Below are 22,493 nucleotides of genomic sequence, written 5' to 3'. Positions count from 1 at the left end.
AATAATCTAGTTTACCTCCAGAAATTTGTTGAATTTATCCCTAGATTTACAATCTGTTTTTAATTTATAACCAATGTATAGGTTACTAATTTACATATGAGGTGAATGCTAATGTACAAATCGGACATTATTATTGTCGGTAGCGGAGTAATTGGCTCAAGTATAGCTTACAATTTGTTGAATGATGGGTATACAGGGGAAATTGTTGTCTTCGAGAAAGACTCCCTTAACGAATTTTCATCAACTTCAAGAAGCGCAGGAGGAATAAGGCAACTTTTCACCACAACTATTAATATTCAAATTAGCCGCTATAGCTTACAAAAATACAAAACATTTCCAACAGATATGGCTATTCGTGGAGAAAAAGCAGAAATTGATTTTAAGCAACGAGGGTATTTATTTCTTGCAAAAGCAGAAAATACCGAAACATTACAAAGACAATGTGCTCTACAACGACATTTTGGTGTTCCTTCCGATTTCCTATCCCCATATGAATTAAAAACACTTATTCCAGAATTAACTATTTCTGATTTAATAGGTGGACTTTATTGTTCGGAAGATGGTTATCTAGACCCTTATTCAGTAATGCAAGGATATATAAAAAAGGCCAAACAATTAGGCGCATCTTATGTATATAAAGAAGTTGACTCGATTTTGAAAGAAAATCATCGAGTAACTGGGGTCCGATTAGCAACTGGAGATATATACAAAGCTCCTATCGTAATAAACTGTGCTGGTCCTTGGGCTGCTGCGTTAAGTGCAAAGTTAGATTTACCGCTACCAATTATTCCCTTAAAGCGGCAAATTATTCAATTTGATACTGCCGAACCTTTATCGAATGAATTGCCATTAACAGTTGATCCTACGGGTGTTTACTTTCGGCATGAAGGAAAACAGATCATTACTGGTTATTCTGAAAAAGTGGAACCAGGTATTGATTTTTCATGGAAACGATCTTTTTTTCTAGATCAACTATGGCCTATATTGGCCGAAAGGATGTCTCATTTTGAGCAAGCTAAAATTATTAGCGGCTGGGCTGGTATGTACAGTTTTAATTCAATGGATCAAAATGCCATTATTGGCGAACACCCTCAGTTAAAAGGTTACTTTACTGCATGTGGTTTTAGTGGTCATGGAATGCAGCAAGCTCCAGCTATAGGTAAAGGAATATCCGAACTAATTCGATTGGGGCAATACGAAACACTCGATCTTCGTCCGTTGAGATTTGAGCGTTTTAAAGAGAAAGATCTAGTAATTGAAGGTGCCGTTGTCTAACTTCAGTTGGATAATGTATATAAAGACGTTTCTATACGGAACTGATTATGAGGAGGATTTATGAATATTATTGCTGTTGAATTTTTTATCTATTGTCTTGTCCTGCTTACGATTGGATATGCCTTTAGCAAACGGAGTAAAACCCATTCTGAATTTTTATTGGGTGGAAAGAAGTTACCAGGATGGGCACTTGCGTTTTCGGAACGGGCTACAGGGGAATCGGCATGGCTGCTTCTAGGTTATACGGGATTTGTATTTATGACGGGATTATCAGGGATATGGGTAGCGGTAGGCATTGCTATTGGAATTATATTTGCTTGGTTATTTTTAGCGAAGAAATTTATGCAGGAAACAGATAAGTATCATGTACTGACTTTACCAGATTATTTAGCTGTACGATTTGGACAAAAAGCGAAAGTGATTCGTTGGCTGACAAGCATTTTAATTGCCAGTTTTCTTATGTTTTATGTAGGTGCGCAAATGGCAGGAGCAGGTAAAATGTTATTCACTACATTTGGTATCCCGCATGCTGCAGGAATAATCTTAGCAACCATTGTTATTATCATTATAGCTTTTGCTGGTGGATTTATTTCGGTAGTATGGACAGATATGATACAAAGCGTCATGATGGTGATTACATTAGTTGCCCTGCCTATAATGGCATTCTTTTATATTCAATCACATGGTTTGTCCATAACAGAATCACTTTATCAGGCAGGACCAACCTTTAACTCCTGGTTTGGTGGTCTCACCGGTTTTTCAATCGGAGTATTGTTCTTTAATAATTTTTCATGGTTTTTTGGGTTTCTAGGAGGTCAGCCACAACTGAGTGCTCGGTTTATGGCACTGAAAAATAATAAACAGGCAAAACAAGGTAGCATTGTAGCCATTACTTGGACAATTCTTGCATACGGCGGTGCCTTTATGATAGGACTAGCAGCAATTACTATGTATGACCAAGGTTCATTTAAAGATGTTGAAATTATATTACCCACCATGATTTTAGATCTTTTCTCTCCATGGATAGCTGGATTACTCTTGGCAGGAGTGTTAGCTGCTATCATAACCACAGCTGACTCCCAATTAATGGTTATAACGAGTTCAATTAGTGAGGATATTATCCATAAAACCTTTAAAATGGAGTTTTCAGAGAAACAATTTGTTTGGATTTCTCGGCTCACTATAGTCGTATTCGGAGTAATAGGAATGATAATCGCATTAGTTTCGGAGTCTTTGCTTTATTTAGTTGTAAGTTGGGCATGGGCTGGTGTTGGTTGCACCCTTTCCCCTGCTATCCTCTTAACGTTTTTCTGGAAAAAGTACTCTAGTGCTGGAGTAGTTGCAACGGTGGTATCAGGTCTGATTTCAACGATTATATGGATTAGTACACCATTGGAAGGAATGATTACTTCTAAATTTACTACTTTCCTTATTGCTGGGTGTTTAGGGGTTATCTTTAGTTTAGTTCTTCCAGACCAAAACGACGCAAACGTTCCTAAAGAAGAAACAATCTAAAAAGAGCTAGTCAAATAATATTAATAAAGAATAATCCGAACGATCGAACTACACCAATTTATAGACAGATCATCGTTCGGATTTTATTATAACCTCTTGCTAGATTATAATTTAATTTTTGTTTAAATCGGAAGGCTGAAATGAGAAAGGCAATAATTCATTCATTGAGACTGTCTTTACCTCATTTTTTAAATTCGTTAAATGGATAATCATATCACCTTTGAAAAATTCACTCATTACTTGCCGACATGAACCACATGGCGGTACCGGCCGTTCCGTATCAGCAATAACAGCCATTTCTATAAATTCGTCCTCTCCATCAGCAATTGCTTTAAAAATAGCAACACGTTCGGCACAACAAGAAACTGGATACGCTGCATTTTCTATATTACATCCAGTGTATAACTTTCCGGATTTGGTAAGCAATGCTGCACCAACGGGAAATTTGGAATATGGTACGTAAGCTTTCGATAACATCGTATGTGCTTCATTTAATAAATCTTGTTTATTCAGCATCTCATTTTCTCCTCCCAACTTGTGGAAGGATATTATAAGAAAAAAATCGCTACTTGTAAAGCGATTACAGATCCACCTTGTTTAATTCGTCCATCAGTTGATCAAAAATATATATAACAGAATGGTTTAATTCCATATATCGTTTTCTTCTGACATCAATGTAATAACTATGCATAAGTAATAGCTCCATATTTTCCTTCGTTGAAACGATTTGTTGTGGATGAACATTTACTTTACGTTCTTTAACGAATTGTAATGCTAACGTTTCCCATTGTTGTAAGCGGTCGTATATTGGTGTCGTTTCCTCTTTAACTTGTAGAAACAAAGCTCGATCTTTTCGGTTTTCCGGAGGATCATTCTGTTCATAATGGTATTTTAAATTATCTAAATAGCGTTTTAACGTTTCTGTTTGTTCAATTAAATTCATGTTGAATGCCGCCTTTTTATGATTAGTTATTAAGCATATTTTAACATATAGACAGCTATGCGAACGATTTAAATACTTACTTTCTTCCATGTTGTTCTAAATGCATTTATCTCATTCATTTGATCATGGTAATGATCAGAAATATCATTTTCTATTTTCATCATTAATTTTTGATCCATCCAACGGATTTGATCAGCTAGATGCTGTAACGATACTTCTACCGTTCGTCGATCCGCCCCTTGCTCACTTGCATCCATTTGCTTTGCTGCGTTGTTCATGAATTCCCCTCCTTTCGTTCGTACTTCATTATTATATTTATTCGAGAGGATCAATTTCTCTCCTGCACGTTCGACAAAACTAGAAGAAAGCTTACAAAACGAATAAAATTGCTCATTTTTTTAAGGATTTTTGACAAACTATTCTATAAGGGAGGTAGTTACCTATGAAGGAATCCAAGAAAAAACCCGCAAAAACGGAAAGCATTCGCTCAAAATCATTAAAAAAGGGAGATAAAAAACTTGATGGGCCTAATCGTCCATCAACGTAAAAGGGATATGAGTTTCATATCCCTTTCCTTATCCTTTGAACACGCGTTTTACATAGTAGTAGGCAAAGATCAGCGAGCGCTTTTTATAGAATTCCTTTCCTATCCAATTACAGCCGTTCCTTTCTTCTGAGTTCCACCATTTCTTTTTGATACCCCCCCATTTGTACCAGTCCTTTCGAATTTTATCTTGATGTGAGATAACAGGGTATACCATTCTTAAGAATGGAGACGCTGGAAATGGGAGGTTTAGAAACCGTTCATAATCATAGCGTGAACCTGTATGTTCACATTGTCTTGCAAAGGCAAATATTTGTTTAAAAGTGGATGGGGAATATAAAATGGATGCTAATTGTTTTCCAAGTTCAATACGCTTTGTTAAACTCGTGAATTGATGTACAAACGCTCCATAAAGTTGAGCCGATTTTGTTGGTAGCAATACTGCATTCATCGTGAGTAAATTCTGTAGAAAATAAGGAGCCTGATGAAAAACACGTTTTTTGAAAAAGGATTGTCTAATTACTGGCTGCTCGATTACATTTTGTTCATTAATGATTAATGCTATCATTATTCGATTCGTATCAGCAGTCTTCCAAAAGTAATTCCATTCTTTCACCATAAAGGAAGAAACGTGAAAATAAGGTAATAAATGAAATAATGGTTGATTTAATTGCAAGGAAAGTCGATAGACGAGTAACTGTGGATAAGCATCCGAAAAAATGAGCCAATTGGCACGTTCATATGTCATGAATAGTCTTTCCCTTTCCTGTTCACCTAGCATCAATTGAAATGGGGGTAAATATAAATCGGTCATATTATACCCTGCATTTCTTGATACAAGACTTGCTAAGAACGACCATTTAATCTCAGGAAATTGTAAGTAGAATGTAAAATAGGCATCAGTACGTGTAATATTATCTACATTATGAGTCTTGGTAAGATTTGTTATATAATGGATGTAGTGTTGCAGAACTTGGTCATCGTACATGGCTACCATCCTAGTTTTAAATTTTTGTTTTAACATGTACGACTTTTGTAATATTTATGCGTTATTTTAAATGGTTTTTCTTTTCTTTTATGATATGGTAATAGGCAAGGAGGATCCAAGGATGAATTACCCAAATGGAAAGAAAGTAAAGACCAATCAACCAATTAACGCAAAACAAAACACAAATATATTTAGTAATCGGGGAATGACATTAGAAGAAGATATCAATAGTACAAATACGTACTATAGACAATCGAATAAAGCAGTTATTCATAAAAAACCGACCCCAGTCCAAATTGTCAAGGTGGATTATCCTAAACGAAGTGCAGCTGTGATTACGGAAGCGTATTTCAAACAGGCTTCGACGACAGATTATAATGGAATCTATCGGGGCAAATATATTGACTTTGAAGCAAAAGAAACAAAAAATAAGACACTCTTTCCGTTAGCAAATGTTCATGATCATCAGATTGAGCATATGAAAGCTATTGATGCACACGGGGGAATTTGTTTTATCATTATTCGCTTTGCTGCACATGACCAAACATTTTTGTTACCAGCGGAGAAACTTTTTTCGTATTGGAACGTCAAATTAAATGGTGGAAAAAAATCGATATCTTTTGACAGCCTGCAAACTGAAGGATATCCTATCCCTTTTCAATATAGGGCAAGAGTTGATTATTTAGCTATCATCGATAAGCTTTATTTTTAGAGACGGAGGAATGAAGCGATGGCAGACAATAGCCAATCTCGTTCAGCGAGAAGAAAACAGAAAAAAAATAAAAAGAAACCGTTATGGAAGAAGATCGTATTATCTTTATTAATTATTCTTATCGTAATGGGAATTGGAGCTGGAGCGACCGCAGCCTATTGGATTGCGACAGCACCAGATATTAATGACGCGAAGTTATCAGATCCATTAGCCTCCCAAATTCTGGACAAAGATGGAGAAGTATTCGCAGTCTTAGGGGAACAAAAACGAACGAAAGTCAATTATGATGAATTGCCACAAGGATTAATTGATGCTGTTACCGCAACGGAAGATGCAAGATTCTTCGAACACTCTGGAATCGATCTGCGGCGGATTGGTGCAGCAGTTATTGCTAATATCACTAATGGTTTTGGATCAGAGGGTGCCAGTACCATTACTCAGCAAGTAGTAGAGAAGTCATTTTTAACACCTGAAAAAAAGATTAGCCTAAAAGTACAAGAGCAATGGCTCGCACTACAATTAGAAAGAGAGTATTCTAAAGAAGAAATCTTAGAGATGTATTTGAATAAGATTTATTACGGAAGCGGTGCATATGGTGTAGCAAAAGCTGCTGAAACGTATTTTGGTAAAAAAGATTTAAGTGAATTGTCATTAGCGGAATCAGCTATATTGGCTGGGTTACCACAACGACCAAGTGCATATAACCCATTTGAAAATCCAGAACTAACAAAAGAAAGAATGAATACTGTGCTAACGCTCATGGTCCGCCATGGAAAGATATCAAAGGAGGAAGCGGATAAAGCAAGAGAAGTTGACATCCCTTCCCTATTACAAAAATCTAGTCCCGATTCCACTCCATATGAAGCATTCTTACAGCAAGTTCAAAAGGAAGTTGAGGAAAAAGTGGATGGCGCGGATATTTATACAGATGGATTAACCATTCATACAACCCTTGATACCGATGCACAAGAACATGTTGAATTCTTGCTAAGTAATCAGGAAGATAATCCAATTTCCTATCCAGATGACGAAATGCAAGCAGGAATGGCAGTGCTCGATACGAAAAGCGGAGCGATCAGGGCGATCGGTGGAAATAGAGGAAATGATCCAGGAGACTTTAATTATGCCCTGCAAACCAAACGACAACCTGGATCTACAATGAAGCCAATAACAGCTTATGGACCGGCTATTGAATATGATAAAATCTCAACCTACCATCAAATTAACGATGATAAGCCATATCCAATTCCAGGTACCGATGCTTCTATTCGAAATTGGAACAGACAATATGGTGGATGGATGACTGCCAGACATGCATTGAACCAATCATTAAACGTTCCAGCAGTTAAAACGTTAGAAGAAGTCGGCTATGAGAATGCGAAGAAATTCGCTGAAAGCCTAGGAATTAAATTTGCCGATGATAAAATGACAATAGGTGACGCAATTGGTGGTACAAGTACAACTGTAAATCCGCTTCAGATGGCTGGGGCTTATCGCGCCTTCGGAAATGAAGGGATTTATAATGAACCTTACGCCGTGACAAAAGTTGAATTCCCAGATGAGCGCACGGTGGAGACAAAGCCAGAATCAGAAGCGGTCATGGCTGATTATACTGCTTATATGATGACGGATATGTTAAAATCAGCTATTTCTGAAGGTACCGGTAAACTAGCTGATATTCCAAGCTTACCAGTTGCAGGTAAGACAGGTACAACAAACCTTTCGGATAAAGAAGGAAGCCCAGATTCGTGGTTTAGTGGATATACAACCAACTACACTATATCGGTTTGGACGGGTTATAATGATAACCAACGCACATTACCAGATACAAAAGTACCGCATGCATTGTTTAAAAATACCATGGCAGAACTATCCAAGGATATAGAGACCAAAGATTTTGTCAAACCAGACTCTGTTGTTGAAGCTAAAGTAGAAAAAGGTTCTAATCCTGCAGCAAAACCAAGTGAATACACACCATCAGCTTCGATTATTACTGAACTGTTTGTAAAAGGTACAGAGCCTAAAGAAACATCTGAGAAGTTTGATCAATTAGATCCAGTCAGTGGCTTAGAAGCAAGCTTTAATGAAGACAGCAATACCATTGATGTAAATTGGAAATATGATTCAGATGCGGATGTTTCATTTGAAGTTAGCATGAAGGTAAATGATGGTGAAATGCAAACACTGTCTACTACAGAGGAAAACGAAATGGAAATTACTGAAGTAGAACCAGGAGCTAATTACACCATCCAAGTAGTTGCAGTTAATAATGAAGACGAATCATCACGAAGTGAACCGAAGACCGCAACTGTTAAATCTGGTACAGAAGAGGAAGATGAAAACGAGGAAGGCAATATTCCTCCAGTTGAAGGGCTATCCGCCCAATACAATGAAGGTAATTCAATTATTGATGTAAATTGGAATTACAATGGTCCCCCTGCTTCCTTTGAAGTCTCGGTCAATGGGCAGACACAAACGGTAGATTCCAATGGCCTTGAAATCAGTGGCGCCACACCTGGGCAAAGCTATACGATTACTGTAACACCAGTTGGAAAAAATGGTAATAATGATGGTGTCAGAGGTCAAAGTCAAAACACCAGCGTTACGGTGCCAAATGAAGAAAATCCTGATGAGGGCGGCGGTGGCGATCAAAGCCCTCCACCAGATGAAAACAATCCAGAGGAGCCGCCAGCTGATGATGGTGAGCAAGAGCAAGAACAAGAATCTCCTGGAGAAGGAGAAAATCCAGACAGTCGACCCGGTCAAGGTCAAGAAAACCAATAAAATTATGATGGCCAATACTAATAAAAAGAGGTAAATGCTAATTCGCATTTACCTCTTTTCGTTTTCGCATCCGTTTTTGTCCTTCTCTGCAAATTTCTAAAAGAGGACATTCTGGACAATTTGGATTTCTTGATTTACAGTGATAGCGTCCAAAGAAAATCATACGATGATGGGTTACACTCCATTCATCCCTTGGAACTTTACGCATTAATGTTTCTTCTACTTCCGTTACAGAATCTTTCCATTTACAAATTCCTAATCGCTTAGATACCCGTTCTACATGAGTATCTACAGCGATTGCTGGTTCATCAAAAGCTACAGAGGCTACAACATTGGCAGTTTTTCTCCCTACACCAGCCAATTTGACCAGCTCCGCTTTTGTTTGAGGGACAATCCCACCATATTCTTCTAACAACATGGTACAAAGTTTCCGGATATTTTTTGCTTTGTTACGATAAAGCCCAATTGATCTAATATCTTGCTGTAATTCTTCAAGGGTTACAGCTAAGTAATCCTCAGGTGTTTTATATTTTTTAAATAGTTCTTTTGTTACTTTATTTACGAGTGTATCCGTACATTGTGCAGACAGTAATACAGCAATTACGAGTTCAAATGGATTCTTATGTTCTAATTCACATTGTGCATCTGGGAACATCTTTTTCATTTCATCTAAACAAAATCTAATTTCCTTTTTTGTCAGCATACTACTATTCTTCCCCTTCTAACCAATTATAATAGAATGAGGTATCCCTCTTTTTGCTTGTTTCTTGTGTACTTGATTGTCTTGAATGGAATTGCTTACTTGAATTTCTTGCTTGCTCCACCGTATGAATCCCTTTTTTCTTCCACTCTCTCAGTATTCGGTCAATGTACTTAAAATTGAGTTTTCCCATTAATACAGATTCTCTTAGCCCCGCTTTGATTAATGCTGGAGAGATATGATCCTGATCAAGCCAGGCATTAATTGTTTCAATTTCAAATGGAGAAAGCGGTCTACCAAACTCTTGTTCAAATAATATAAAAATGGTCCCATCAGTAGGAGCTTCTTCATGCTCAACCGCATGATCGTTTTCTTCGTCTTGGAATAATTTTTCCCAAAGTGGATTTAAACAATATGCCTCTGTTAATTTTTCGCCTTGCATTTCTTGCTGTTTAATTGTAAGCATTCCTTTTTGGATTAAACCTCGTAGTAAATTTGCACATTCTTTTTCATTCATTGTTACATGGGCGGCTAACTGGTCAGGGGTTGGAAAGTCAACTTTATCTTGTATAAAGCGTTGCAATTGTAATAGAAGCATCACTTCTTTCTCATCAAGATCTAGTGATGTATATGATGTAAGTAACCTTGAAGGAATCGATAATTGATTCAATAATACGTCCTGAATATATACTTGTTGCTTTAACATGATTAAGCACCTCTTTTAATGTATCAAACGTAATGATAAAATCCCTTGCTTATTTTGGCAAGGGATTTTATACAAAGACTTAAGGATATAGCCGATTAAGCAAGCGAGGAAACGGAATCGTTTCACGTACATGTTCCACTCCAGAGATCCAGGCAACTGTTCTTTCCAATCCAAGTCCGAATCCTGAATGAGGTACACTACCGTATTGTCTTAATTCTAAATACCATTGATATGCATCTCCAGTTAATCCATGCTGCTGATACCGTTCCTGCATTAGTTCTAAATCATCAATCCGCTGAGAACCTCCAATAATTTCTCCATAACCTTCCGGAGCAATTAAATCAGCACATAATACAACATCTGAGCGGTCAGGATCAGGTTTCATATAGAAAGCCTTGATCTCAGCAGGATAATTCGTAATGAAAACAGGCTTATCAAAACTTTCAGCTATCGCTGTTTCGTGAGGTGCACCAAAGTCTTCTCCCCATTCAATATCCGTAAATCCCTTTTCTTTCAATAATTCGATTGCAGCATCATAAGATATTCTCGGAAACGGTGCGTTAACTTTTTCCAATTTGGAAATATCTCTGTCTAAGGTGTTTAGCTCCAACTTGCAATTTTCTAGCACACTTTGCACGATAAAGCTAACATAGTTTTCTTGAATTTCGAGACTTTCGTCATGATCGACAAATGCCATCTCTGGTTCAATCATCCAAAATTCAATTAAATGCCTGCGTGTTTTGGATTTTTCTGCCCGAAATGTTGGCCCAAAAGAAAATACCTTACCAAAAGCCATCGCAGCAGCTTCCATATACAACTGTCCACTTTGTGATAAATAAGCTTCCTCATCAAAGTATTTGGTATGGAATAATTCCGTCGTTCCTTCTGCTGAGGAACCCGTTAATATTGGCGGATCAATCTTAACATAGTCATTGTCATTAAAAAATTGATACGTAGCACGAATAATCTCGTTACGAATCTTCATTACGGCATGTTGTTTTTTGGAGCGTAACCATAAGTGACGATGATCCATTAGAAATTCGGTTCCATGCTCCTTTGGTGTAATTGGATAATCCGTTGATTCATGAATCAGTTCAATATTCGTAACTTGCATTTCATATCCAAAGGGTGAACGAGTATCTTCAACAATCTTCCCCGTTATATAAACAGACGATTCTTGCGTTAAATTTTTTGCTAATTGAAATGTTTCTTCGCTTACATCGTTTTTCACAACAACGCCTTGAATAAATCCAGTTCCATCGCGTAATTGTAAAAACGCAATTTTTCCACTAGAGCGTTTATTGGCAAGCCATGCTCCGATTGTAACTGATTGTTCGTTGTATATTGGTGCCTGTGAAATAGTTGTTTTCAAAAAAATAACCTCCCAAAAAAGCCTAAGATTGATGCCTTATAATAAATTGCTTGATACGTTGAGCAGCTTCTTTTAATGCCTCAGTAGAAGTTGCATAGGATAGTCGTACATTATTTGGTGAGCCAAAACCAGATCCAGGAACAAGCGCAACCTTCTCCTCTTCCAACAATGCACGGACCCAATCATCTACAGTTGTAAATCCATTACTTTTTGCAGCTTCTTCTACATTAGGGAATAGATAGAAAGCGCCTTTTGGTTTCACGCAAGTAACGCCTGGTATATCAATTAATAAATTATAAAGCATGTCTAAACGCTCTGCAAATACTTGCTTCATTTTTTCAACTGGCTCGTCGTTCATCGAGTATGCAGCTAAAGCGGCATACTGCGCGATAGACGTAGGATTTGAAGTTGAATGAGAAGCTAAGCTGGTCATCGCTTTAATAATCTCTGAAGGCCCAGCAGCATAACCAATTCGCCATCCGGTCATCGAATGGGATTTTGATACACCGTTGATGACCACCGTTTGTGCTTTTAATTCATCGGATAGTTCTGCAATGGATACATGATTATCGTCTGAATAAATTAACTTTTCATAGATCTCGTCGGAAACAATAAGAACATTATGCTTTAGACAAACTTCCCCTAATTGTTTCAATTCTTCCCTACTATACATCATTCCTGTAGGGTTACTAGGGGAATTAATGATAATGGCTTTTGTTTTTTCTGTTATTGCTTCTTCAAGCTCTTTCGGGGTCAATTTAAATTCGTTCTCTTCTTTTGCTTCAATAAACACGGGCTTACCTCCGGCTAGCTTCACTTGCTCCGGATAACTTACCCAATATGGTACAGGAACAATTACTTCATCGCCATCATTTAATAGTACTTGAAATAGTGTATATAAAGCGTGTTTTGCTCCTGTAGTAACAATTATTTGATCCGTGGTATACGTAAGCTGATTATCCGATTTAAATTTATTAACAATTGCTTTCTTTAATTCTACAATCCCGCCAGATGGAGTGTATTTAGTCATACCTTCTTTCATTGCCTTTTCAGCAGATTCCAGAATAAATGATGGAGTATTGAAATCTGGTTCACCGGCGCCTAAAGCAATGACGTCATACCCTTGTTGCTTGAGTTCTTTTGCCTTTGCTGTGATTGCTAATGTTGATGATGGAGTTAATGTTTTTACTCTGTTTGCTAATTTCACTATGATCACCTTTCTAATTAAACATACTTTTTAATCGATATTGTTCATAACGGGAACCATCATAGATCGATACATAATCAAGAACGTAACGATTGGAAGCGTCAATATATGTAAGTTCCCATAATTTATTATCTTCTACAAGTGCAGGTGTTACTTTAACTAGTTCACAATCACTGCACTGTTGTTCCCATTCATTAATAATAGCATCCTTACTAATGATTTCCGATTGATTAACGGTTGTGAGATTCTTCTCTTTTCCTTCTAATGGATAGAAGATAATTTTATCTTGTTGATCATCTGTCCCAAACACCACATGATATGCTTCATCGCCATGAAATGTCTCCACTTTGGATATGTCAGTTAAGGTATTTGCTTTTAACAGCTGTTGTTTGGTTTCTTCATACCCAGCTGTTTTACTATCTTTTAGATCAATGTATAAATAAATCATATAAATAAAACAGGAAATAAGGAAAATTATTATAATTAGTAAGCTCCAAGTTAACCATTTAGGTCCGGTATATAGTGAAGATGGCCTGATCTTCATGGTTATCATCCAATGCTAATCCGAACATTAAATCCTGTTCTTTTAATGTTCTATTTAATGTATCAACAATTTTATATATTTCTGATGAATAGCGGAGCTTTACGGTTGATAAAATCTCAACATTATTATCCATCTTTTCCCCTCCAGTAAAAATACTTCTTGTTTTATCAAATTTTGTTAGACATACAAATGCGAAACATGCGAAAGCTATATATGCTGTTGTAAATAAAACCATAATCTTAGTATAACAAGGTTAAGCGAAAAATTGTTTTGTTTTTATTTATTTCGGCAAATTTTTCTTACCCCATTCCACTTTCTTTTAGCTGATACTCTAAAAAAGAGTATCAGCCTTTTTAAAACCATTTTTTTGCTTTTTCCATAAGCAATGGTGTGGTCTCATAGGACAAGGGAACATTCGGTATGGATTCAATAAAGTACTTTCCATATCGTGCCTTTATTATCCGCGTGTCACAAACAAATACAATTCCTCTATCGCTGGTTGAACGGATTAATCTGCCAAACCCTTGCTTAAAACGAATAACTGCATTTGGCAATGAAAATTCCATGAACGCATTCTTTCCCTGCTCTTTTAAATAGGTTGATTTTGCTTCATGGACTGGATGATCAGGAGGCTGAAACGGTAGACGAACAATCATTAAGCAAGAAAGAGCTTCACCAGGAATATCTACCCCTTCCCAAAAGGAACTAGTTCCTAGCAGTATCGCTTGATCAAAGGTTTGAAAGTTTTTCTTTAGGCGAGTCCTACTACCGCTTGATATCCCTTGGGCAATTAGCGCATATTTTCCGATATCCAAAGATTCTTTTAAAATCGTATGTGATTTTTTCAACATATCATACGATGTAAAAAGGACAAGCATTCTTCCTTTTGTAATTTCTGCTAATGATAAAATAGCTTCACAAGTTGCATAAATAAAATCATCCATTTTTCCGTATTTAATGTCGGGAAAATCATTTGGCACCATTAATTGGACCTGGTCTTGATACGAAAATGGGGAAGCTATCTTTTGGGTAATAAGTCTTTCTGAACTTACACCTAAACGAGCTTGAATAAAATCAAAAGACTGCTTCATCGTTAACGTTGCACTAGTCAAGATAATACTGTCTTTCACTTGGAAGAAATGATCTGCTAACACACGCGCTACATCTGTCGGTTCACTGTATAAATAAACTGCATTTTTTGCTCCATAGGTTTCAATTTCAATCCATTTAATTTGTTTATCTGTTTGTGCGATTAAAAATAGTTGCTCTAAACGGTCGATACATTCTTGAAGATGCTCCGTATGAACTTGAATCTCTTCTTTATCCTCTGTCTGAAAATCGAATTGCTTAACCAAATGGAATTCAATTAAAGCTAGCCCATGAATTAGATCACGAAGATAAAATGTAAGCCGCGTTACCATTTCCTTAATAACATTCCATTTATCTGGTATCTCTTTACCATCTTCAAATCTATATTGCGTTCTTCCGATATCGCTTAATGATTTATCTGACTTATGCTGATCTAATACATACTGGAATAAGTGTCTAAACAGATCATCTGTTTCATGCTTTGCTTCTTCAAGCACAATATCCCAATTTTCCAGAGGTAATTGTTCCCGCGCCCCATTATAATGACTTAGTATTTTACTAATAAGTTTATTATCTTCGACTTTTCCTAATTGGTTTAACATATATTGCAGATGAACATAATCCAACTTTAACCCATAGTGCCGTGATGCAGTATCTTCTAAATGATGAGCTTCATCTATAATGGCTTTATGGTAGCTGGGTAATAGCTGATAATCATTAAACATATCCGTACATAGAAGAGCATGGTTTGTAATGACAATATTGGCTTGCTGTGCTCTTCTTCTTGCCTTTTGATAATAAGATCTTGAAAACCATGGCGACGATGGATCGATATTATCTTCCATATCTGCAGAGATCCGTGAGAAAAACATATAACCGCTAGAAGGTAACTGGATTTCGTCAATATCACCGGTCACAGTATCTGTTAGCCATACAACGATCATTGCTTTCGTTAAGGTAATATCATAATTATCATGCTGTGTATGAGACAGCTCCTGTTCTAGTCTCTCTAGACTAATATAATGTGATTTTCCTTTCAGTAAGGTAGCTTTAAAAGGAAAACGAACGAGTTGTCTTATCATTGGGATCTCATCTTCTAATAATTGCGTTTGCAGCTGTGTAGTAAATGTACTAATAACAATCCGTTTATTTTCAGTTATCGCTTCATAAATGGTAGGAATAAGATAAGCTAGCGACTTGCCAGTTCCTGTCTCTGCTTCAATGAAAGCATGTTGGTGACCCTGAAACGCATCAAATACAGTTTCAGACATCACTCGTTGACCTGGGCGCTTTTCATAATTTACAATCTTTTGCTCCATGGTACCGTTATCTTCATAAATTTCATCCAATAACTCTCCAAAAGAACAATCGGGAGTCATTGGACTTTCTTTATCTTGTTTTGAACGTCGATAGGCTATCCCATGATACGAGTCCATGTTAGGATCCTCTTCTGTTTGAAACATGAGCTTTTCTTGACAATTATGTAGTAATTCATACACGTCAGACTTTAATGTTTTTTCTAGATGTAGTAACTGAACAATGGTTTCATATGGCAATGATTCCATTTTTTCTTTAAGCTTTAGAAATAACTTTGCCGTTACAAATGCATCCGATAATGCACGGTGAGGTTCATTGTGGTTAATTTCCAAATATTCCGTTAGCTGGCTTAATTTGAAACTTGGTGAAGTTGGAAATAAAATTCTTGATAGTTCAACCGTATCCAGTACTGGATTGATCAATTTGGGTTTACCGCAATTTTCGAGCTCTACGTTTAAAAATCCAAGATCAAATGGCACATTATGCGCAATTAAATAGCTGTCCGTAAATAATTGGATGATCTCATCAGCGTTATCTTCAAATGATGGTGCATATGCGACATCGCTATCGGAAATTCCTGTTAGATTTGTAATAAATAATGGTATTTCTTTTTTGGGATTGAGTAAGGTGGAATAACTATCAACAATGGAATCATTCTCAATAACAACAATTCCTACTTCAATAATTCTATCCTCTTTACCAGGTGCGTTTCCGGTTGTTTCTAGATCGATAACTACATATCTATTCATAAATTACCACCTCACTTCTCCATGCATTTGCTCAGGTCCCTTTACATCATAACAGGATTTTGCTCTTGGTCAACCAATGATAAATGTTAACTAATAATTATCGATCACCTTTATTGAACCAATCTATTTCTCCAGAATACAACTTTTCTAAACTGCCATCTTCATTTTTTATTAGTAAAGCCCCATCTTCAGCAATGCCGCTAAAAATGGCTCTTCTTGTCTCGTGTAGGTTTTGAATCGTAATTAATTCACCTAATTTAAAACCATAAGCTTCCCATCTTTTTTTAATTTCCGAGAAACCTTTCACCATGTAATTATCATATGTCTGTTCAAATTCAGAAAGAAAATGCTGCATGATTGATTGAATTTCCCATTGTTTATTTGTTTCAATAGACAGAGAAGTTGCTCGCTCTTGAATCTCATCTGGCCAATCTGACAACTCCTGATTTACATTTAACCCAATTCCTATAACAACATACTGAATTTTATCTTGTTCAGCTTGTAGTTCTGTAAGAATTCCAGCACACTTCTTTTGATTTGAAAATAATATATCGTTTGGCCATTTAATCAACGGTTTCGTATTTGATATCTCACTAATTGTATCTGCCAAAGCTACAGCTGTTAACAAGGTCAACTGTGGCGCAAGGTAAGGAGGTAATTCAGGTTTCAATATCATACTAAGCCACATGCCGCTTCCTTTTTTTGAATGCCACGTTCTGCTCATGCGTCCTCTGCCAGTTGTTTGTTCATCAGCTACTACAATCGTACCATGTCCTTCGTTCTGTTTTGCAGCTTGATGCGCTAAAATTTGTGTGGAACTGGTCATTTCACGATGAATTACTTTTTTCCCTAGCCAATTCGTTTTAAGCCCCCATAGAATAGTGTTTTCTGTTATTTTTTCTGGGGACTTAATGATTCGATAGCCTCTTTTTGATTTTGCTTCAATTTCATAACCGTCTCGTTCAAGTTCCTTCATATGTTTCCAAATCGCACTTCTCGATATATGTAATTGATCAGAAAGCATTTGGCCGGAAATGTAAGATTCTTTATTCTCTGCTAAAAGTTGAATTAATTTATTTCGGGTGGATTCCATTTTATCCACTCCTTTATCGCTTGATAGTTATTAGGTACTCCACCTGTAACAACTTGCTTTTCAATTTCATTTAATAATAGCTTCATCCATGGCCCTTTTGAATAATCCGGATAGAACCGTATAATGTCATTACCATTTATCGCTAATTCCTTACGTGATTGAATAGGGAGCAATTGCTTGATCCTTTTCATTTTTTCTACTGTTATATTTTCCTCGGGATAGAATAAATGAATGATTCTTTGAAAGCTAGTAAATAACGAAGTAGGTAATTGGTAAATTAGCCATCGGCTTAGTCCTTCGCTTTTAAATCTGTCGATGTTATGAACAATCAACTGTGCTTCATTCTTCAACTTATTCGAACACTTCCAAGATTTCACCCAGTTTACCACCGATATCGAAGGGTCTAAAAGGTGAAATACAGCAATTACTTCACCAAACGAAGATAGCGGTTCTATAGTTGTTGGTAATTTGTAAATTAATTGCTCATGATCTTTAAACACAGGTAAGTGCTTGTAGATTTTCGTTTCAAATAAATAATGTAAACCATGGCCAACGTATTTACTAGCAAAAAATTTGGTGAATTCATTCGTGATCCGCTCAATCGCAAGACTCTCTATATCTTTTTTTACTTGTACCATATGATCAATTGTTACTTGATCAATCGTGAAACCGAGCTGACTACTAAAACGTAGTGCCCGAATAATTCGCAATGGGTCTTCTTTAAACCGTTCTTTTCCATTACCGACGGTTCGAATAATTCCATTTGTTAAGTCTTGCTGCCCATTAAATAAGTCAATAATATTTCCATTTATGTCCATAGCTAACGCATTAATTGTGAAGTCACGCCGCTCTAAGTCTTTATCAATATTATTTATATACGTTACCCCGTCTGGATGACGTTGATCCGTATAAGTTCCATCAACTCGAAAGGTAGTAACCTCATAGGATTCCTTATCATAGCGAACAATTACTGTTCCATGTTCAATTCCAACAGGAATAATGGAATGGAACATTTCTTGTAAAGCTTCTGGCTTAGCAGAAGTAGCAATGTCGATGTCTCCAATCGGTCGCTGTAATAAATAATCTCGAACACAACCACCTACAAAATAGGCTTGATGTTGATGATTTTCAATTGTTTCTAGAATTTTAATTGCTTTATTAAACGGTGTAGAAAACATTATATTCACCAACTTTATGGACTACTTAGAATATCATTGTATAACTTTTCATACTGTGCGACAATTTTTTCTGAGTGAAAATGGTTATTTGCATGTTTTATTGCATGTTCAGAAAAAGCATGCAATTTTTTCTGGTTGGATAGTAAATCAATCGCGTAATTAGCTGCCTGATCCGTTTCTCCCAATTCAACAATGTATCCTGTTTTTCCATGTTCAATTACTTCAGGGATGCCGCCAATGTTTGTACCAATACAAGGTACACCACAAGCCATTGCTTCTAATAATACGAGGCCGAAGCTTTCTTTTTCTGACATCAGTAATTTTAAATCACTGATACTTAATAAATCATTGATATTTTTTTGTTTCCCTAAAAATAATACGCGATCTTCTATTCCTAACTGTTTCACATATTGAAATGCAGAGCTATATTCAGGCCCATCGCCAATTAACAGTAGTTTACTTTGAACCTGCTTGTGTATTTCATAGAAAGTCCGGATAACATCTTTAAGGCGTTTCACCTTTCTAAAGTTTGAAATATGAACAATGACTTTCTCATCTGGATGAATTCCATACTCTTGTTTAATAGCGGGCATTGACTTTGGATAATATACCTGTTCATTAACAAAGTTATAAATGACATGGATATTCCGGTTTACGTCCAGTAGGTTTGATGTATGCTCGGCTAAGTGTTCGGATACTGCAGTAACTGCATCGGATTGCTCGATTCCATGCTTAATCATGTTTTTAAAAATATCATCAATAGCTAACACCGTAATATCTGTACCATGTAATGTCGTTACAATCTTAACTTCATGATCCGCGATATCCCTTGCTAAAAGAGCACTAATTGCATGAGGCATGGCATAATGTACATGTAATATGTCTAACTTTTCACGATTAATCACTTCAGCCATCTTAGCTGCTAACGCTAAATCATATGGTGGATACTGAAATACAGGGTAATGGTTTAACTCCACCTCATGATAATAAATTCGCGGATTAATTTGATTTAATCGAAAAGGTAAGCTGGATGTAATAAAATGTACCTCATTTCCTTTTTCCGCTAGAAGCATCCCTAGTTCGGTAGCGATAATACCCGAGCCACCAACGCTAGGATAGCACGTAATTCCTATCTTCTTCATTCTTTGTTTTCCTTCTCTTTCTGTTTTACAATCTCTCTCCATTGAAAATCACCATTGTGTAATCCTTTGATAAATATTTCTGAAGCAGCAATGTTTGTAGCAAGTGGGATTTGATATACATCGCATAGTCGCATTAATGCACTTACATCTGGTTCATGAGGCTGTGCCGTTAGTGGATCACGAAAGAATATCACCATATCCATTTCATTATTAGCAATCATTGCCCCAATCTGTTGATCACCGCCTAATGGACCTGATTGAAATAAATGGAAATGAAGTCCTGTCGCATCTGAGATCATTCTTCCTGTAGTTCCAGTAGCGTATAACGTATGTTGTGTTAAAATATATTGATAAGCCGTACTAAAATTTATAATGTCTTGTTTCTTTTTGTCATGCGCAATTAATGCGATATTCATAGTATCCCACCTTATAATATATTTTCTAAACCATACGTAAGCCCTTTGGATTCTAAGACGCGTTCTATACAAAATTTAACTCCATCCATAAAGGATGCGCGGTCAATTGAATCATGTTTAATTGTTAGTGTTTGGCCCGCACTACCAAAAATAACTTCTTGATGTGCAACTAATCCTGGTAATCTGATGCTATGAACTTTCATTCCATCTACATCAGCTCCCCTTGCTCCTGTAAGCGTTTCTTTTTCCTCTGGATGACCTTGTTGTTTAACAGTTCTGTTTTCACTAATGAGTTCCGCCGTTTTAATTGCTGTTCCGGATGGTGCATCTAACTTGTTATCATGATGTTTTTCAATGATATCAACATCAGGAAAATAAGAAGCGGCCATTTTTGCAAATTTCATCATTAGTACAGCCCCAATAGCAAAGTTTGGGGCGATAATACATCCAATATTTTGCTTCTTAGCAAGCTCGTCCAATTCAGCGAGCTGATTCTCAGTAAAGCCGGTTGTACCTACCACTGGGCGTATTCCATGATTAATCGCACATTTCGTATGTTTATACCCTGCTTCTGGGACAGATAATTCAACAAGAACATCAACTTCTTTTTGTTGATCTAAACAGGTTTCAATATCATCGTAAATTGGTACCGTTGCATCTACAGACGATATTATTGAGTTCAGTGTTTTCCCATCATTTTTTCGATCGATACATGCAACTAACCGAAAATCTTCCTCATTTAAAACCATTTTAACAGCTTCTGAACCCATTTTCCCTCTAGGTCCAGCAATTACTACATTTATTGCCAATTTGTCATTCTCCTTTGTATGTAAAACTAGTCTTTTTTCGTCCAACGATCTTTATCACGTGTTTCAATTTTCGATATGGATGTATGAAATGCTTCTGAAAGATCTATTTCTAGTGAATTCGCAAAACAAGTTAACACAAAGATAATATCACCTAACTCATCTTCCACTGTCTTTTCTTGCTCGGTTGACTTTTTTGGTTTTTCTCCATGGTAATGATTTACCTCTCTAGCTAATTCACCAACTTCTTCTGTTAGTCGAGCCATTAGACTTAATGGGGAAAAATAGCCCTCTTTAAATTGTGAGATATACGTATCTACCCGTTCTTGTATCTCCTTCGTTGTATATATGTTACTTTCCATGCTTCATCCCCCCTTAATCTATATTAGTTGCTAATATAATGTTAGCTAATCCCTGCCGTTTTGACAAATCATTTATTTGAAGGATGAAATGAAATTGTTCTTTTTAAATAGATTGACTATACTAATACTAGACATAGCATTAAAAACATAGGAGGTAATTAATTGATTTTTGGCTTAAAAATTAAAAATATAGCATTTATTCTATTTGGATCAGCCATTTTCTCCTTTGGAATCGTTCATTTTAACATGCAACATAATTTAGGAGAAGGCGGTTTTACCGGTATTACATTATTACTATACTTTTTATGGGAGTGGGATCCCGCTATAACGAATATTATATTAAATATCCCATTGTTTTTAATTGGATGGAAATTTCTAGGGCGAAATACATTTATATACAGTATCATTGGCACTGGTGCGGTATCATTATTTCTTAGTATATTTCAAGTGAAACCTTTTGCTATTCACCTTGAATCAGATATGACACTTGTCGCGCTGTTTGCAGGTGTGTTTATCGGAATTGGTTTAGGTATTATCTTTCGATTTGGTGGAACAACAGGTGGCGTTGATATCATTGCCCGATTAGTTAATAAATACGTGGGATGGAGTATGGGAAGAACCATGTTTCTCTTCGACTTTGTCGTCATTATGACATCCGTATTTGCTATATTAGATTTGAAACAAGGAATTTATACGTTAGTAGCAGTTTACATCGGGGCGCGAGTGATTGATTTCATTCAAGAAGGAGCTTACTCAGCTAAGGGTACCACTATTATTTCCAGTCATAGCGATGCTATAGCTGCCAAGATACTTAAGGAAATGGACCGTGGTGTAACTGTATTAGAAGGAAGAGGTAGTTTTTCTGGCGACAAACGTGATGTACTGTATTGTGTAGTAGCAAGAAACGAAATTGTCCGTTTAAAAACTATTATCCACAGTATAGATCCGCATGCGTTTGTTGCTGTAAGTACCGTTCATGATGTATTAGGAGAAGGTTTTACTTTAGATGAAAATAAGAATCCGATTGAAGAATAAGTTTCTGCATTCGCTC

The 22,493-nt window shown here is 36.5% G+C and carries 23 protein-coding genes; 6 read left to right on the top strand and 17 right to left on the bottom strand.

Annotated features, from left to right (window positions below):
- The first annotated feature begins 111 nt into the window (after positions 1-111).
- Together BN990_RS10280 and BN990_RS10275 are read left to right on the top strand one after the other, a co-directional pair.
- Positions 112-1,275 (top strand): NAD(P)/FAD-dependent oxidoreductase, encoded by a 1,164-nt coding sequence (locus BN990_RS10280; RefSeq protein ID WP_021291302.1) that lies wholly within the window; start codon positions 112-114, stop codon positions 1,273-1,275.
- A 60-nt stretch (positions 1,276-1,335) separates the two neighbouring features.
- Entirely contained in the window at positions 1,336-2,790 is a 1,455-nt protein-coding gene (locus BN990_RS10275; protein WP_021291301.1) for a sodium/proline symporter, read from the top strand.
- Between the two features lie 111 nt (positions 2,791-2,901).
- Here the strand turns inward: BN990_RS10275 and BN990_RS10270 are convergent, their stop codons facing one another.
- The 3 genes from BN990_RS10270 to BN990_RS10260 all read right to left on the bottom strand — a co-directional run bounded on the left by BN990_RS10270 (position 2,902) and on the right by BN990_RS10260 (position 4,011).
- Positions 2,902-3,303, bottom strand: a complete 402-nt coding sequence (locus BN990_RS10270; protein ID WP_031335534.1) for a cytidine deaminase — start codon at positions 3,301-3,303, stop codon at positions 2,902-2,904.
- 67 nt (positions 3,304-3,370) lie between these two features.
- A complete protein-coding gene (locus BN990_RS10265) occupies positions 3,371-3,733 on the bottom strand; it encodes a DUF1798 family protein (protein WP_021291299.1) in 363 nt (120 codons plus the stop codon).
- Between the two features lie 68 nt (positions 3,734-3,801).
- The gene (locus BN990_RS10260) at positions 3,802-4,011 is read right to left on the bottom strand and encodes a hypothetical protein (RefSeq protein WP_021291298.1); all 210 of its coding nucleotides are present in this window, start codon (positions 4,009-4,011) and stop codon (positions 3,802-3,804) included.
- A gap of 164 nt (positions 4,012-4,175) precedes the next feature.
- Here BN990_RS10260 and BN990_RS22375 point away from each other — a divergent pair, with 164 nt between their 5' ends.
- Positions 4,176-4,280, top strand: a complete 105-nt coding sequence (locus BN990_RS22375) for a hypothetical protein (protein ID WP_021291297.1) — start codon at positions 4,176-4,178, stop codon at positions 4,278-4,280.
- A gap of 28 nt (positions 4,281-4,308) precedes the next feature.
- On the opposite strand, the gene BN990_RS10255 is transcribed toward BN990_RS22375, so the two are convergent.
- Positions 4,309-5,265: a DUF2515 family protein gene (locus BN990_RS10255; protein ID WP_038243963.1), complete on the bottom strand. Its 957-nt coding sequence runs from the start codon at positions 5,263-5,265 to the stop codon at positions 4,309-4,311.
- Between the two features lie 121 nt (positions 5,266-5,386).
- On the opposite strand from BN990_RS10255, the gene recU reads away from it, so the two are divergent.
- Positions 5,387-5,977, top strand: a complete 591-nt coding sequence (gene recU, locus BN990_RS10250) for a Holliday junction resolvase RecU (RefSeq protein WP_021291295.1) — start codon at positions 5,387-5,389, stop codon at positions 5,975-5,977.
- Positions 5,978-5,995: 18 nt separating this feature from the next.
- On the top strand, positions 5,996-8,761 hold the full coding sequence (locus BN990_RS10245; RefSeq protein WP_038243960.1) for a PBP1A family penicillin-binding protein: 2,766 nt from the start codon (positions 5,996-5,998) through the stop codon (positions 8,759-8,761).
- Positions 8,762-8,798: 37 nt separating this feature from the next.
- On the opposite strand, the gene nth is transcribed toward BN990_RS10245, so the two are convergent.
- The 13 genes from nth to BN990_RS10185 form a co-directional block, all read right to left on the bottom strand.
- Positions 8,799-9,464: an endonuclease III gene (gene nth / locus BN990_RS10240; RefSeq protein ID WP_021291293.1), complete on the bottom strand. Its 666-nt coding sequence runs from the start codon at positions 9,462-9,464 to the stop codon at positions 8,799-8,801.
- 4 nt (positions 9,465-9,468) lie between these two features.
- The gene (locus tag BN990_RS10235; RefSeq protein ID WP_038243957.1) at positions 9,469-10,167 is read right to left on the bottom strand and encodes a DnaD domain-containing protein; all 699 of its coding nucleotides are present in this window, start codon (positions 10,165-10,167) and stop codon (positions 9,469-9,471) included.
- Between the two features lie 79 nt (positions 10,168-10,246).
- Positions 10,247-11,539: an asparagine--tRNA ligase gene (gene asnS / locus BN990_RS10230; RefSeq protein WP_021291291.1), complete on the bottom strand. Its 1,293-nt coding sequence runs from the start codon at positions 11,537-11,539 to the stop codon at positions 10,247-10,249.
- A 22-nt stretch (positions 11,540-11,561) separates the two neighbouring features.
- Positions 11,562-12,746, bottom strand: a complete 1,185-nt coding sequence (locus BN990_RS10225) for a pyridoxal phosphate-dependent aminotransferase (protein WP_038243954.1) — start codon at positions 12,744-12,746, stop codon at positions 11,562-11,564.
- A gap of 13 nt (positions 12,747-12,759) precedes the next feature.
- Positions 12,760-13,194: a cell wall elongation regulator TseB-like domain-containing protein gene (locus BN990_RS10220; protein WP_021291289.1), complete on the bottom strand. Its 435-nt coding sequence runs from the start codon at positions 13,192-13,194 to the stop codon at positions 12,760-12,762.
- A gap of 58 nt (positions 13,195-13,252) precedes the next feature.
- A complete protein-coding gene (locus BN990_RS21900; RefSeq protein WP_021291288.1) occupies positions 13,253-13,423 on the bottom strand; it encodes a YpmA family protein in 171 nt (56 codons plus the stop codon).
- 220 nt (positions 13,424-13,643) lie between these two features.
- The gene (gene dinG, locus BN990_RS10215) at positions 13,644-16,445 is read right to left on the bottom strand and encodes an ATP-dependent DNA helicase DinG (RefSeq protein WP_038243951.1); all 2,802 of its coding nucleotides are present in this window, start codon (positions 16,443-16,445) and stop codon (positions 13,644-13,646) included.
- Positions 16,446-16,542: 97 nt separating this feature from the next.
- Positions 16,543-17,538: a biotin--[acetyl-CoA-carboxylase] ligase gene (locus BN990_RS10210; protein ID WP_038243950.1), complete on the bottom strand. Its 996-nt coding sequence runs from the start codon at positions 17,536-17,538 to the stop codon at positions 16,543-16,545.
- Complete coding sequence (locus BN990_RS10205) at positions 17,514-18,716, bottom strand: CCA tRNA nucleotidyltransferase (RefSeq protein WP_021291285.1); 1,203 nt, start codon at positions 18,714-18,716, stop codon at positions 17,514-17,516. The genes BN990_RS10210 and BN990_RS10205 overlap by 25 nt, the downstream gene beginning before the upstream one ends.
- Before the next feature lie 14 nt (positions 18,717-18,730).
- Positions 18,731-19,858 carry an N-acetyl-alpha-D-glucosaminyl L-malate synthase BshA gene (gene bshA, locus BN990_RS10200; protein ID WP_021291284.1) on the bottom strand — a complete coding sequence of 376 codons (1,128 nt, stop codon included), beginning with the start codon at positions 19,856-19,858 and terminating at the stop codon, positions 18,731-18,733.
- Positions 19,855-20,274, bottom strand: coding sequence for a methylglyoxal synthase (gene mgsA / locus BN990_RS10195; protein ID WP_038243947.1), 420 nt, complete (start codon positions 20,272-20,274; stop codon positions 19,855-19,857). Before mgsA ends, bshA begins: the two co-directional genes overlap by 4 nt.
- A gap of 11 nt (positions 20,275-20,285) precedes the next feature.
- Positions 20,286-21,083, bottom strand: a complete 798-nt coding sequence (gene dapB, locus BN990_RS10190) for a 4-hydroxy-tetrahydrodipicolinate reductase (protein WP_021291282.1) — start codon at positions 21,081-21,083, stop codon at positions 20,286-20,288.
- Positions 21,084-21,109: 26 nt separating this feature from the next.
- Positions 21,110-21,442: a nucleotide pyrophosphohydrolase gene (locus tag BN990_RS10185; protein ID WP_021291281.1), complete on the bottom strand. Its 333-nt coding sequence runs from the start codon at positions 21,440-21,442 to the stop codon at positions 21,110-21,112.
- A 162-nt stretch (positions 21,443-21,604) separates the two neighbouring features.
- Here BN990_RS10185 and BN990_RS10180 point away from each other — a divergent pair, with 162 nt between their 5' ends.
- A complete protein-coding gene (locus BN990_RS10180; RefSeq protein ID WP_187370454.1) occupies positions 21,605-22,477 on the top strand; it encodes a YitT family protein in 873 nt (290 codons plus the stop codon).
- Positions 22,478-22,493: the final 16 nt, after the last annotated feature.

It is taken from the genome of Virgibacillus salexigens (genome assembly GCF_000723585.1).
GTDB classification, from domain to species: Bacteria; Bacillota; Bacilli; order Bacillales; family Amphibacillaceae; genus Virgibacillus; species Virgibacillus salexigens.
The sequence above is the reverse complement of the archived record's forward strand: the minus strand, read 5'-3'. Positions and strand labels throughout refer to the sequence as shown.

Excerpts from the sequence above, each read along its gene's own strand:
- nth (WP_021291293.1), bottom strand. The coding sequence starts at position 9,464 with ATGCTGACAAAAAAGGAAATTAGATTTTGTTTAGATGAAATGAAAAAG.
- BN990_RS22375 (WP_021291297.1), top strand. The coding sequence starts at position 4,176 with ATGAAGGAATCCAAGAAAAAACCCGCAAAAACGGAAAGCATTCGCTCA.
- BN990_RS10205 (WP_021291285.1), bottom strand. The coding sequence starts at position 18,716 with ATGTTTTCTACACCGTTTAATAAAGCAATTAAAATTCTAGAAACAATT.
- BN990_RS10255 (WP_038243963.1), bottom strand. The coding sequence starts at position 5,265 with ATGTACGATGACCAAGTTCTGCAACACTACATCCATTATATAACAAAT.
- bshA (WP_021291284.1), bottom strand. The coding sequence starts at position 19,858 with ATGAAGAAGATAGGAATTACGTGCTATCCTAGCGTTGGTGGCTCGGGT.
- mgsA (WP_038243947.1), bottom strand. The coding sequence starts at position 20,274 with ATGAATATCGCATTAATTGCGCATGACAAAAAGAAACAAGACATTATA.
- BN990_RS10245 (WP_038243960.1), top strand. The coding sequence starts at position 5,996 with ATGGCAGACAATAGCCAATCTCGTTCAGCGAGAAGAAAACAGAAAAAA.
- BN990_RS10185 (WP_021291281.1), bottom strand. The coding sequence starts at position 21,442 with ATGGAAAGTAACATATATACAACGAAGGAGATACAAGAACGGGTAGAT.
- BN990_RS21900 (WP_021291288.1), bottom strand. The coding sequence starts at position 13,423 with ATGGATAATAATGTTGAGATTTTATCAACCGTAAAGCTCCGCTATTCA.
- BN990_RS10260 (WP_021291298.1), bottom strand. The coding sequence starts at position 4,011 with ATGAACAACGCAGCAAAGCAAATGGATGCAAGTGAGCAAGGGGCGGAT.
- BN990_RS10275 (WP_021291301.1), top strand. The coding sequence starts at position 1,336 with ATGAATATTATTGCTGTTGAATTTTTTATCTATTGTCTTGTCCTGCTT.
- dinG (WP_038243951.1), bottom strand. The coding sequence starts at position 16,445 with ATGAATAGATATGTAGTTATCGATCTAGAAACAACCGGAAACGCACCT.
- BN990_RS10280 (WP_021291302.1), top strand. The coding sequence starts at position 112 with ATGTACAAATCGGACATTATTATTGTCGGTAGCGGAGTAATTGGCTCA.
- BN990_RS10220 (WP_021291289.1), bottom strand. The coding sequence starts at position 13,194 with ATGATTTATTTATACATTGATCTAAAAGATAGTAAAACAGCTGGGTAT.
- BN990_RS10265 (WP_021291299.1), bottom strand. The coding sequence starts at position 3,733 with ATGAATTTAATTGAACAAACAGAAACGTTAAAACGCTATTTAGATAAT.
- BN990_RS10235 (WP_038243957.1), bottom strand. The coding sequence starts at position 10,167 with ATGTTAAAGCAACAAGTATATATTCAGGACGTATTATTGAATCAATTA.
- recU (WP_021291295.1), top strand. The coding sequence starts at position 5,387 with ATGAATTACCCAAATGGAAAGAAAGTAAAGACCAATCAACCAATTAAC.
- BN990_RS10210 (WP_038243950.1), bottom strand. The coding sequence starts at position 17,538 with ATGGAATCCACCCGAAATAAATTAATTCAACTTTTAGCAGAGAATAAA.